Origin of the sequence: Nocardia sp. NPDC050712, from assembly GCF_040654295.1 — a bacterium.
In the GTDB taxonomy this organism is placed as follows: domain Bacteria; phylum Actinomycetota; class Actinomycetes; order Mycobacteriales; family Mycobacteriaceae; genus Nocardia.
This window is the reverse complement of the sequence record NZ_JBFAHT010000004.1, coordinates 826334-837288: the sequence shown is the minus strand read 5'-3', so window position 1 is coordinate 837288 and position 10955 is coordinate 826334. Positions and strand designations below refer to the sequence as shown.

Annotated in this window: 12 protein-coding genes; 8 read left to right on the top strand and 4 right to left on the bottom strand. The window is 69.5% G+C overall.

Annotated features, from left to right (window positions below):
- Positions 1–22: 22 nt before the first annotated feature.
- Both AB0H76_RS31965 and AB0H76_RS31960 read right to left on the bottom strand, forming a co-directional pair.
- Positions 23–655, bottom strand: coding sequence for a GNAT family N-acetyltransferase (locus tag AB0H76_RS31965; protein WP_357330747.1), 633 nt, complete (start codon positions 653–655; stop codon positions 23–25).
- A complete protein-coding gene (locus AB0H76_RS31960) occupies positions 648–2093 on the bottom strand; it encodes a cytochrome P450 (RefSeq protein WP_357330746.1) in 1446 nt (481 codons plus the stop codon). Before AB0H76_RS31960 ends, AB0H76_RS31965 begins: the two co-directional genes overlap by 8 nt.
- Before the next feature lie 225 nt (positions 2094–2318).
- Between AB0H76_RS31960 and AB0H76_RS31955 the strand changes: the two genes are divergently transcribed.
- Positions 2319–2759 carry a Fur family transcriptional regulator gene (locus tag AB0H76_RS31955; protein WP_357330745.1) on the top strand — a complete coding sequence of 147 codons (441 nt, stop codon included), beginning with the start codon at positions 2319–2321 and terminating at the stop codon, positions 2757–2759.
- A gap of 33 nt (positions 2760–2792) precedes the next feature.
- Complete coding sequence (katG, locus tag AB0H76_RS31950; protein WP_357330744.1) at positions 2793–5015, top strand: catalase/peroxidase HPI; 2223 nt, start codon at positions 2793–2795, stop codon at positions 5013–5015.
- 60 nt (positions 5016–5075) lie between these two features.
- Here the strand turns inward: katG and AB0H76_RS31945 are convergent, their stop codons facing one another.
- Positions 5076–5423: a DoxX family protein gene (locus tag AB0H76_RS31945; protein ID WP_357330743.1), complete on the bottom strand. Its 348-nt coding sequence runs from the start codon at positions 5421–5423 to the stop codon at positions 5076–5078.
- A gap of 167 nt (positions 5424–5590) precedes the next feature.
- Between AB0H76_RS31945 and AB0H76_RS31940 the strand changes: the two genes are divergently transcribed.
- From AB0H76_RS31940 to AB0H76_RS31920, 5 genes are all read left to right on the top strand, one after another.
- Positions 5591–6181, top strand: a complete 591-nt coding sequence (locus tag AB0H76_RS31940; RefSeq protein ID WP_357330742.1) for a TIGR03086 family metal-binding protein — start codon at positions 5591–5593, stop codon at positions 6179–6181.
- Between the two features lie 91 nt (positions 6182–6272).
- Complete coding sequence (locus AB0H76_RS31935; protein ID WP_357330741.1) at positions 6273–7001, top strand: hypothetical protein; 729 nt, start codon at positions 6273–6275, stop codon at positions 6999–7001.
- Between the two features lie 103 nt (positions 7002–7104).
- Positions 7105–8250 carry a histidine kinase gene (locus tag AB0H76_RS31930; protein ID WP_357330937.1) on the top strand — a complete coding sequence of 382 codons (1146 nt, stop codon included), beginning with the start codon at positions 7105–7107 and terminating at the stop codon, positions 8248–8250.
- Positions 8247–8897: a response regulator transcription factor gene (locus AB0H76_RS31925; protein ID WP_357330740.1), complete on the top strand. Its 651-nt coding sequence runs from the start codon at positions 8247–8249 to the stop codon at positions 8895–8897. The genes AB0H76_RS31930 and AB0H76_RS31925 overlap by 4 nt, the downstream gene beginning before the upstream one ends.
- A gap of 24 nt (positions 8898–8921) precedes the next feature.
- On the top strand, positions 8922–9749 hold the full coding sequence (locus AB0H76_RS31920; protein WP_357330739.1) for an SGNH/GDSL hydrolase family protein: 828 nt from the start codon (positions 8922–8924) through the stop codon (positions 9747–9749).
- A gap of 7 nt (positions 9750–9756) precedes the next feature.
- On the opposite strand, the gene AB0H76_RS31915 is transcribed toward AB0H76_RS31920, so the two are convergent.
- On the bottom strand, positions 9757–10185 hold the full coding sequence (locus tag AB0H76_RS31915; RefSeq protein WP_357330738.1) for a MarR family transcriptional regulator: 429 nt from the start codon (positions 10183–10185) through the stop codon (positions 9757–9759).
- 103 nt (positions 10186–10288) lie between these two features.
- Between AB0H76_RS31915 and AB0H76_RS31910 the strand changes: the two genes are divergently transcribed.
- The gene (locus AB0H76_RS31910; protein WP_357330737.1) at positions 10289–10945 is read left to right on the top strand and encodes a TIGR03086 family metal-binding protein; all 657 of its coding nucleotides are present in this window, start codon (positions 10289–10291) and stop codon (positions 10943–10945) included.
- Positions 10946–10955 lie beyond the last annotated feature (10 nt).

Sequence of the window (10955 nt, the reverse complement as noted above, 5' to 3'; positions counted from 1 at the left end):
ATAGCCTTCGGCAGTGAAGGATTCAGTTCTCACGCAAGCTGGAGGGCAGCCACATCATGACGTTGACCTCGGGGCCGGACCGCCCGATCCGGACCTTGCCGAGCCGCAGGCCGCCGAAAGCGGTGTAGAAGCCGACGTTCCCGTCCTTGCACAGCCCCAGCAGCGGCACCCGCGCCGCTTCGACCTGGCCGAGCACGAACAGCGACAAGGCTTTTCCGACGCCCGACCCCTGGAAGCGCGGGTCCACGCCCAGCGTGATGCCCAGGAAATGCGGCAAGCCCGGCGCCAGTTCGGCGAGCGTGCCATCGGTCGCGAGCACCCGCGCCCCGGCCGAACCCATCGCCCAGGTGAACTCGGGAATGGACGCGAGGTAGCGCAGCGGCCCGAACCGGTAGCCCGGCGGCTGCCACAGCAGGGCGCCCGCCACCTGTCCGTCGATCGTGGCGACATGGGCGCCGCCGAGCGGCACGAACTGGTGCCGGATCATCGCCCGGTACAGCCGCGGCTGAGACCGCTTGCGCCGCTCCGGATTCGGGAACCAGTATTCGCCGAACGGATCGTCCGCGCCGAACGCCTGATCCAATGCCGTTGTCATACCCGGGATATCGGCCTTCGTGGCCGCCCGGACGACCACCTTCGGCTCGAGCTCAGCCATGGGCGCTGATCCGCATGTGCAACGGCTGCTCCGGCGAGCCGATGAACGACATCTGGCGGCGGATCGGTTCATCGGAGGTGACGTCGAGCCGGAAGCGCTGCGCGATCGTCGCCAGCGACAGCACCACCTCCATGGTGGCGAAACCCTGTGCCACGCAGATCCTTTTGCCCGCACTGAAGGCCAGCGACGCGTGCCGCCGCTCGGTGGTCATGTTCTCGGGGAGGTACCGGGTCGGATCGAACTCCTCCTCCCGGTCCCACACGCGCCGGTTGTAGTGCACGCCGTGCACGCTCACCACCACCGTGGTGCCCGCCTTCACGTGGAATCCGGCCAGTTCGTCCGCGGCCTTGGCGACCCGGGTCAACCCGATCACCGGCGGGTAGATCCGCATGGCCTCCAGGAAGATCGCCTTGCACCAGACCAGCTTGTCGACGTCCTCGGCGCCCGGAACCCGGCCGGCCAGCACGGCATCCAGTTCGTCGTAGAGCCGCTCGCGCACTTCGGGATGCTGGGCCAGCAGCGCCCACATCCAGGTCATCGCCGTCGCCGAGGTCTCCATGCCCGCGCCGATGAAGGTCATCAGCTCGTCGCGGATCTCGAGATCGCTGTAGCTGTGGCCGGTCTCCGGATCGCGGGCCGCCATCAGCAAGCCGAGCAGATTGTCCCGGCCCGAGATCCGGCCGCCGCGATGATCGGCGATCAGGGTGTCCACCGCGCGTTCCATGCCGCGCAGTTCGAGCATGAGATGCGGCGCGGAGGTCCAGGTCAGCGCGCGCATCGCCCGGATCGAGAGCCGCGAACCCGCGCGCCGCTCGGGCGGCTGGGTGTGCTTGACCACCCAGGTCGACAGCGCGCGCAACGGGCGGCTCAGCCCCGAACTGAAGCCGACGCCGTAGAACTGCAACAGCCGGGTCAGGCTGATCTTGGAGATCGGGCCGGACAGATCGGTGCCGAACATGGTGCGCGCCACGATGTCCAGCATCAGCCGGTTCATCTCCGCGCCGATGTTCACCGTCTCGCCCGCGTCGGCGCGCTGCTGGAACCGGTCCGCCGCGTCCTGCGCGGCCGCGGTGATCGGGCCCGCGAAGCGATCGATATTCGCGCGCGAGAAGATCGGCCGCACCAATCGCTGATTGCGCTGGTAGCGCTGCTCGTCCATGTCGGTGACCAGGCCCTGGCCGAAGGTCACCGCCATCATGTCGTACTCGGCGCTCTTGGCCCAGTTTTCCTGGTTGGTGACCAGGATGTGGCGGGCCAGCTCCGGGCTGCGCACCACCAGGTATTTCAGCAGCGGCAGCCGGGTGACCAGCACGTCGTCCTGACCGGGCAATTCCGCGGCCAGATAGTGCACCAGCGTGCGGTCCCGGTAGTGCGGCGCCAGCCCCGCCGCCAGTCGCCACGACCGCGCCCAGGAAACCCGGGTCCGGTGCCACCGCATGGGCGCGGGCAACCATCTGGGTGGATACAGTCGCGTTCCACCGCCGGCAGACGTGGTCATCTGCCACCTCCACATTCCCGAAGTCCTGGCCCCGTAGGGGTTCGTCGGAATGCTACCGCACAGTAGTTAATTCCGAAGCATAAAGTTCGGGGGCTGGGCCCCGGTCAGCGACCGGTTTCGGAAGATCACGAGCGTTCTAGACTTGAATGAGTCATAATAACGATCGTGTCCACCAATTCGGAGTTCGAGCGAATGCTGCGTGAGGCCGGACTGCGCGTCACGGCCCCGCGGCTCGCTGTGCTGAACGTGGTGCACAGCCATCCGCACGCCGATACCGGTTCGATTCTGGGGCTCGTGCGCCAGTCGCTCGGCGCGGTGTCCCACCAGGCGGTCTACGACGTCCTGCGCGCATTGACCGCCGCGAACCTGCTACGGCGCATCCAGCCCATGGGCTCCGTGGCTCGCTATGAGACGCGGGTGGGGGACAACCACCACCACGTCGTCTGCCGGTCCTGCGGGGCCATCGCCGATGTCGACTGCGCCGTCGGCGACGCGCCGTGCCTGACCGCCTCCAATAACAGCGGTTTCGTCTTGGATGAAGCCGAGGTCATCTACTGGGGCATCTGCCCCGACTGCGCGGCCGCTGAAACGCGCACCCTCGCGTAACACAGCCCGACCCCCATCGAAAGGAAAGTTGCTGTGGCACAAGAACACCCGCCGATCGCCGAAGCCAACACCGAACCCGCGGAAAGTGGCTGCCCGGTCGGAGCCGGTCGGCTCAAATACCCGACCGAGGGCGGCAGCAACCGTGACTGGTGGCCCAATCTGCTCAACCTGAAGATCCTGCAGAAGAACCCGGCCGTGGCGAATCCGCTGGGCGAGGACTTCGACTACCCCGCGGCCTTCGCGACCCTGGATCTGGCCGCGGTCAAGCAGGACATCGTCGAGATCATGACGACCTCGCAGGACTGGTGGCCCGCCGACTTCGGTCACTACGGCCCGTTCTTCATCCGCATGTCCTGGCACGCGGCCGGCACCTACCGTGTCACCGACGGGCGCGGTGGCGCCGGCGCCGGCATGCAGCGCTTCGCGCCGCTGAACAGCTGGCCCGACAACGCCAGCCTGGACAAGGCCCGCCGTCTGCTGTGGCCGGTGAAGAAGAAGTACGGCAAGAGCCTGTCCTGGGCCGACCTCATCGTCTACGCGGGCAATGTCGCGCTGGAGGACATGGGCCTCGAGACCTTCGGTTTCGGTGGCGGCCGGGTCGACCAGTGGGAGCCCGAAGAGGACGTCTACTGGGGTCCCGAGCGCGAATGGCTCGGCGATGAGCGCTACTCCGGCAAGCGCGACCTGGACAAGCCGCTCGGCGCGGTGCAGATGGGCCTCATCTACGTGAATCCGGAAGGCCCCAACGCCAACCCGGATCCGCTGCTCGCCGCCACCGACATCCGCGAGACCTTCGCGCGGATGGCGATGAACGACGAGGAGACCGCGGCGCTGATCGTCGGCGGCCACACCTTCGGCAAGACCCACGGTGCGGGCCCGGCCGACCATGTCGACGTCGAGCCCGAAGCCGCCCCGCTCGAGGAGCAGGGCCTGGGCTGGAAGAGCTCGTTCGGCACCGGTGTCGGCAAGGACGCGATCACCAGCGGCCTCGAGGTCACCTGGACCCCGACCCCGACCAAGTGGGACAACACCTTCCTCGAGGTCCTCTACGGCAACGAGTGGGAGCTCACCAAGAGCCCCGCCGGCGCCCACCAGTGGACCCCCAAGGGCAGCGATTCCCCGGTGCCGGACGCGTTCGAGCCGGGCAAGACCCGCCAGGCCGGCATGCTGACCACCGACCTGTCGATGCGGGTGGACCCGAGCTACGAGCAGATCACCCGGCGCTGGCTGGAGCACCCGGAGGAGCTCGCCGAGGCGTTCTCCAAGGCCTGGTACAAGCTGACCCACCGCGACATGGGACCCAAGGTCCGCTACCTCGGCCCGCTGGTGCCCGCGGAGACGCTGCTGTGGCAGGACCCGATCCCGGCCCGCGACTACGACCTCATCGACTCCGCCGACGCCGCCGCCATCAAGCAGCGCGTGCTGGACTCGGGTCTGACTGTGGCGCAGCTGGTTTCGACCGCGTGGGCGGCGGCCTCGTCGTTCCGCGGCAGTGACAAGCGCGGCGGCGTCAACGGTGGCCGGCTGCGCCTGCAGCCGCAGCGCGGCTGGGAGGTCAACGAGCCCGATCAGCTGGCGCTGGTCATCCCGGCGCTGGAGTCGATCCAGGAGGCGTTCAACGCCGAGCAGACCGGCGCCAAGCGGGTCTCCTTCGCCGACGTGGTGGTGCTCGCGGGTAACGCCGCGGTCGAAAAGGCCGCCGCGGACGCGGGTTTCAGCGTCGAGGTGCCCTTCACCGCGGGCCGCACCGACGCCACCCAGGAGCAGACCGATGTGGAATCCTTCGCGGCGATGGAGCCCAGCGCCGACGGTTTCCGCAACTTCCTCGGCAAGGGCAACCGCCTCTCCGCCGAGTACCTGCTGATCGACAAGGCCAACCTGCTGACCCTGTCCGCGCCGGAGCTGACCGTCCTGGTCGGCGGCCTGCGCGTGCTCGGCGCGAACCACCAGCAGTCCGCGCACGGCGTTCTCACCGAGGCGCCGGGCACGCTGACGAACGACTTCTTCGTCAACCTGCTCGATATGGCCACCGAGTGGAAGCCGTCCGCGGCCGAGGACGGCACCTACCTCGGTACCGACCGCGTCACCGGCAAGGAGCGCTGGACCGGTACCCGTGTCGATCTGGTGTTCGGCTCGAACTCCCAGCTGCGCGCGCTCGCGGAGGTCTACGCCGAGGACGACTCGAAGCAGAAGTTCGTCGACGATTTCGTCGCCGCCTGGGCCAAGGTCTCCGACCTGGACCGCTTCGACGCTTGATCCGGCAATAAACAACGGCGCCCCGCGAACCGATCCGGTTCGCGGGGCGCCGTCGTTGTGTTAGGCCGCGACGCCCAGCCCCAGCGCCACCGCGACGGGAATCAGGTAGAGCATCGGGAAGGCCACGGTCTTGTACGACCGCGCTCGCAGCACGGTGACCACGGCGCCGGCGAAGTAGAGGATCAGGCCGATTGCGGCGGCGATCCCGATCGCGGGCACGGCCAGGCCGACGAGCAGCCCGATCGAACCGAGGGCCTTGGCCACACCCAGTGGCGTCCACCACGATTCGGGCACGCCGTACTCGACCAGCGGCTCGACCACGAACGCGGCCCGCCGCAGCAGCGAGACAGCCGAGAACCCCACCCACAGGGCGGCGATAACGGTGACGACGAGGTAGGCGGTGTGCATCTTGGTTCTCCTAGTGAGTGGGTTCATCGAGGTGACGACGCAGCGCGCCGGGATGTGACATCCGGTCGGAAACTTTTTCCGGATTCCTATTGGAATGAATCATTCCGTTCTGTTAGAGTTGTCGTAACAGGATCGCAGCGGCGGTCCCCAATGGGAGGTAGGACCTGATGGGCGAGAACACCGGCACCGAGTGGGCAGTTCTGACCGAGGCGCACGCCGCGCTGCGCGCGGTGGTGCGTGGGCTGACGGAGGCCGATCTGGGGCGGCCGACGCCCTGCTCGGAATGGACTGTGACGCAGGTGATTCAGCACGCGGCCGGCGATCAGGTCGGGTACGCGGCGTTCATCACCGGCGGGCCCGGGCCGGAGGAGAACCCGTTCGCGCCCTCGGGTGTTCTCGCCGAGCCGGTCACCGTGCTCGTCGAGCGGGCGGTGGACGCGGCGGCCGCCGCCTGGGCGACGATTTCGGTTGACGCCGAGGAGGTTCCGGTGCCGATCCCGCCGAACAAGCTGTCCGCGGAGCTGGGCGCCGGCGCGTGCGCGCTGGACGCGGCGGTGCACGCCTGGGATCTCGCGGTCGCCACCGGACAGCCCTCGCCGCTCACCCCCGAGCTGGCCCGGCAGTTGCTGCCGGTCGCGCAGGTGCTCGTCGAACCGCTGCGCGGATTCGCCTTCGCGGAGGCGCTGGGCGACAACGGCTCCGGCGCGGTCGAGGCGCTGCTGCGCTACCTCGGCCGGGATCCGGAGTGGCACGCCTGATCGGCGTGCGGTCGGGAGCGGATCCGGAAAGGGGCCGCTCCCATGGCCAGTCGGCTCAGCGCAATCGAATGTTTGCTACATAATAGCTGACATGATGCCGATCAGTAGACGTGGTTTGCTCGGGCACGCCGGGGCCGCTGTCGGGCTCGGGTTGCTCGCGGGTTCCGGCAGAGCGGTTGCGCAGCAGGGCCCGCAGGCGCCGAGACCGGGGCAGACCCTCGCTCTGAGCGTCGACGGAACCGGCGGCACCCTGGTCGTGAATCTGCCGCCCCCGCTGCCGAAGCTGGATTTTCGCGGGGCGCGCATGGTGACGGTGCTCGACGGCGCCACCGACTTCGTGGGCCTGCGCACCCGGATGTTCACCGCCGTGGCCACGCATCCGACGTTCGGAAAGATCACCCTCGGCCTGCCGAACACCGAGGCCGGCTCGAATGGCGTTCTCGCCCTGGCTCCCAGCGGCCGCCACCTGATCGAGACCTGGCACCAGAACATGTACGTCACCTTCGAGCGATGCGGGCAGTGCCCGGGGCCCTTCGGCTTCCACACCCTCGAGCCGGCGGAATGGACCGCCGAACTACCACAGTTTCCGCCGCCACCGCAGCAGTCGACTCTGAAGGGCGCCGCCGCCGGCGGTGCCCGGTACCGGATGACGCGCCCCATCCGCCTCGGCGCCACCCCCGAGTCCGGCGGCGCGGGCCACGCCTCCGACGCCTGCTCCTGTGCCTTCCGATTCCCGCTGTCCGGTGCGAATTCGCCGCTGGGCGCCGAATTCGCGCGGATCGAAGGGCTCACCTTCGAGCAGGCCCTGCAGGCGCCCTGATCCGATCGGGCGCGCACGGCGCGGGTGATACCTGAGCGGTAGTCGGCAGACCACTCTCGCGCTGGATGCGCCCGGGCCGCGCCGGCTCTAGCGTTGACGGGTGATGCGGCGATTCGGTGAGATCCTGACCGGTGCTCGGCCTTTCGGTGGAGCACCGGTCCTGGCCGCCGTGCTCGTCCTGGCCGGGGCGGTGTCCGCGGTCGTGCTGCACACGCTGCAATCGGACACCACGCTGACCGACCGGCAGGCGATCGGGCTGGCCCTGGCCCAGGGGCTGGCGCTGCTGCTGGTGGTCCGCAGACCGCATACCGGATGGGCGCTTTCGCTGACGGTGGTGGGCCTGTCGGCGCTGTGGGTCGACGCGGGTCTGTGGGTCGACGCGACGCTCAACAGCTATCTGATCGTGCTCGGGCTGGCGGCGCTGCGGGGTACCCCGCACGTCGCCGCGGGCTACTGGTGCGCGACGCTCGCGGTGACCGGCCTGCTGGTTTCGATGCTGCGCCCGGCGGATCGGCTCGCCGCCTCGATCGACATGGCGCTGCTGGCGGGGGTGGTCCTGGTGGCCGGTTCGGCGCTGGGCGGTCTCGTCGCCACCCGCCACAGCCTGCGCGAACAGCGCGACGCCACCCGGCGGGAGCGCGAACGCGCCGCGTTGCTGGAGGAGCGCGCCCGTATCGCCCGCGAGCTGCACGATGTGGTGGCGCACCATATGTCGGTGATCGCCATCCAGGCCGAAGCCGCCCGGCACCGGGCCCCGGAGTCGATGCCCGAGACCTTGGCCGCGATCCGCTCCAGCGCGGTGACGGCGCTGGGGGAGATGCGCCACATCCTGGAGGTGCTGCGCTCCGGTGCCACCGGTGTCGCGCCGCAACCAGGCCTGGATGATGTGGCGAACTTGGTGGACTCGGTGCGCGCCACGGGAACTCGCGTCGATCTGGATCTGCCGGAGCCCGGGCCGGAACTGCCGCAGGGCCTCGGCCTGACCGTCTATCGGTTGGTGCAGGAGGCACTGAGCAATGCCGTGCGGCACGCGCCCGGTGCGCCGGTGCGCGTTCGAATCCGGCGCGATCACAACGGAATCGGCGTGACGGTCGACAATCCGCATCCCGGCGCGGGCGTCGAGCCCGGCCACGGTCTGACCGGAATGCGGGAACGCGCAACGGCTCTCGGCGGCAGCTTCGCGGCCGGACCGACCGGTGACGGGCACTTCCGGGTTGCCGCCAGCCTGCCCGCCGCGGGGCCGGGATGACCGTTCGCGTGGTGATCGCCGACGACCAGCACCTGGTTCGCGAAGGCCTGGCCGTCCTGCTGGACAGTCAACCCGACATCACCGTGGTCGGTCATGCCGCCGACGGCGTCCAGGCCATCGAGGCGGTGGCCCGGCTGCGACCCGACATCGTCCTGATGGACGTCCGCATGCCCGGCCTCGACGGCCTGGAGGCGACCCGCCGCATCACCGCGTCCGGCAGTTCGGCCCGGATCATCATGCTCACGACCTTCGATCTCGACGAATACGTCTACACCGCACTGCGATACGGAGCCAGCGGCTTCCTGCTCAAGGACGCCTCCACCCAGACCCTCGGCGCCGCCGTGCGCGCGGTCGCCGCCGGCGACGCCATGCTCGCGCCGTCGGTGACCCGGCGGCTGCTCGAACAGTTCACGCGCCCAGTCGGTTTCAGCGCGCCGGCCCGCTCGACCGGGCTGACCGCGCGGGAGACCGAGGTGCTGGTCCTCATCGCCCGCGGGTACTCCAACGCCGAAATCGCCGCGGAGCTGGTGATTTCCGGGCAGACGGTGAAGACGCACGTCGGACGGGTGCTGGACAAGCTGGGCCTGCGTGACCGCACCCAGGTCGCCATCTACGCCTATGAAAACCGGCTGATCCACCCGAGCTGAACCCGCACGGCATAGCCTCGGGGTATGAAGGTGAAGCACTGCCTGCCGGTCTTGGCCGCCGCCGCGCTGCTGACGGCTTCGGCGGGCCCCGTGCAGGCGAGCGGGCAACCGTATGTGGCGCTGGGTGACTCCTATGCCGCCGGTGTCGGCATCCCGGCGGTCATCGATCCGGCCTGCGACCGCTCCGATCACAACTACGCGCACCTGGTCGCCGCCGCGCGGGGCTACCAGCTGACCGACATGACCTGCGGCGGCGCGACCACCTCCGACGTCGCCGCCATCCAGATCGCCGCGGTCGGGGCGAGCACCGAGGTGATCACCCTCGGTATCTCCGGCAACGACATCGGGTTCAGTGAGATCGTGGGTAGCTGCCTCCTGCTGATCGGCGGCGCGGGCTGCCGGAACAAGTACCCGGACATGCCGGCTCGTATCGCCAAGGCGGGCACCGCCGTCGGGAATCTGCTCGACAGCCTCCGCGAGCGAGCACCCGAGGCCGAGATCCTGCTCGTCGGCTACCCGAAGATCGTGCCCGACGACGAGAACAGCTGCACCGGCGTGCAGCCCTTCGCCGCCGCGGATCTGGCCTGGGCGCGGGACACGGTGATCGCGGGCTTGAACGCGATGCTGCGGGCGCACGCCGGTGACCGCGTCACCTACGTCGATACCCAGGCCGCCACCACCGGCCACGACATGTGCCGCCCGGCCGCCGAGCGCTGGATCAACGGCGCGCAGGTCGCCGCCGGCAGCGACGGCCCCACCATCCACCCCAACCGCTTCGGCCACCAGGCGATGTCGGCCCAGGTGCTGGCACAGCTTGGTCCGGGCAGGCCCACGGGCAGCTTCGGCGGCTGAGGCCGGGTCAGTCGTCGAGGTTCGCGGCCAGCGTCTGCAGGGCGCGCAGGAAGACCTTGCGATCGGCCGGTGACAGCCGGCCGAGCAGGTCCTCCTCCTGCCGCTGGATCTCACGCTGTGCCCGGTCGCGGGCCGCGCGGCCGTCAGACGTCAATTCGATGAGATTGACCCGGCGGTCGGCCGGGTCGGGGCGGCGCTCGATCAGGCCGCGGTGCTGTAACTCGTCCAGCACGGCGATGATGCGGGTCTTGTCGGCGCCGATGGTCTTCGCGAGCGCGGCCTGGGTGTAGACGGGCTCTCGGCCGAGCCCGAGCAGTACCGAATAGCCCCACATGGACAGGCCGTGGCGCTCCAGGATCGGCAGTTCCGCGGCCATGAGCGCACGGCCGAGCGGCGCGATCATCGCGGCCAGGTCGGGTCGGCGGGTTTCCTCCATGGCTAGAAAATACTGCCTGCACAGATCATAAGCACTTGCACATCATAAGTATGCGCGTATTATAGGAAGTGTGGCGGAAGCCGCCGGAACCGAAAGGATCACCGTGACAACCGATTCGAATACCGAAGTGGCCGATGAGCTGCGCACCCTCGACGCCCTGGCCGCCCGGCACGATCTGATCGCGCTGCATGCCCGCGCCATCCAGGTCGGCCTCGACGTGGTCGACGAAGTCGCCCGCGTGGACCTGGCCAAGCCGACGCCGTGCGCGGACTGGACCCTGCACGGCCTGCTCACCCACATGATCGCCCAGCACTACGGCTTCGCCGCGGCCGCGCGCGGCGATGCCGATCCGCGGCACTGGAAGACTCGCCCGCTCGGCCCCGATCCGGCCGAGGACTACCGGGCCGCGGCCGAGCACGTGCTCGCCGCCTTCGCCGAGCCGGGCGTGCTGGACCGGAGATTCCCGCTGCCGGAATTCAGCGCCGACTTCCGGTTTCCCGGCACGCAGGCGGTCAGCTTCCATTTCATCGACTACGTGGTGCACGCCTGGGATGTCGCGAAGACCCTGGGCTTTCCGGTGCACTTCGACGGCGAGGTGCTGGCCGCCGCACTGCCGATCGCGGCGGCCGTTCCCGGCGGCGACGTGCGCCTGGCGCCCGGCGCCGCCTTCGGGCCCGCGGTGCCCTGGCCGGACGGGCGCACACTCGACGCGATCGTGGCCATGCTCGGGCGCGCGCCGGGGTGGCCGGACGCGCCCTGAGCGGCGCCGA

Excerpts from the sequence above, each read along its gene's own strand:
- AB0H76_RS31965 (WP_357330747.1), bottom strand. The coding sequence starts at position 655 with ATGGCTGAGCTCGAGCCGAAGGTGGTCGTCCGGGCGGCCACGAAGGCC.
- AB0H76_RS31960 (WP_357330746.1), bottom strand. The coding sequence starts at position 2,093 with ATGCGGTGGCACCGGACCCGGGTTTCCTGGGCGCGGTCGTGGCGACTG.
- AB0H76_RS31945 (WP_357330743.1), bottom strand. The coding sequence starts at position 5,423 with ATGCACACCGCCTACCTCGTCGTCACCGTTATCGCCGCCCTGTGGGTG.
- AB0H76_RS31940 (WP_357330742.1), top strand. The coding sequence starts at position 5,591 with ATGGGCGAGAACACCGGCACCGAGTGGGCAGTTCTGACCGAGGCGCAC.
- AB0H76_RS31935 (WP_357330741.1), top strand. The coding sequence starts at position 6,273 with ATGATGCCGATCAGTAGACGTGGTTTGCTCGGGCACGCCGGGGCCGCT.
- AB0H76_RS31930 (WP_357330937.1), top strand. The coding sequence starts at position 7,105 with ATGCGGCGATTCGGTGAGATCCTGACCGGTGCTCGGCCTTTCGGTGGA.
- AB0H76_RS31925 (WP_357330740.1), top strand. The coding sequence starts at position 8,247 with ATGACCGTTCGCGTGGTGATCGCCGACGACCAGCACCTGGTTCGCGAA.
- AB0H76_RS31920 (WP_357330739.1), top strand. The coding sequence starts at position 8,922 with ATGAAGGTGAAGCACTGCCTGCCGGTCTTGGCCGCCGCCGCGCTGCTG.
- AB0H76_RS31915 (WP_357330738.1), bottom strand. The coding sequence starts at position 10,185 with ATGGAGGAAACCCGCCGACCCGACCTGGCCGCGATGATCGCGCCGCTC.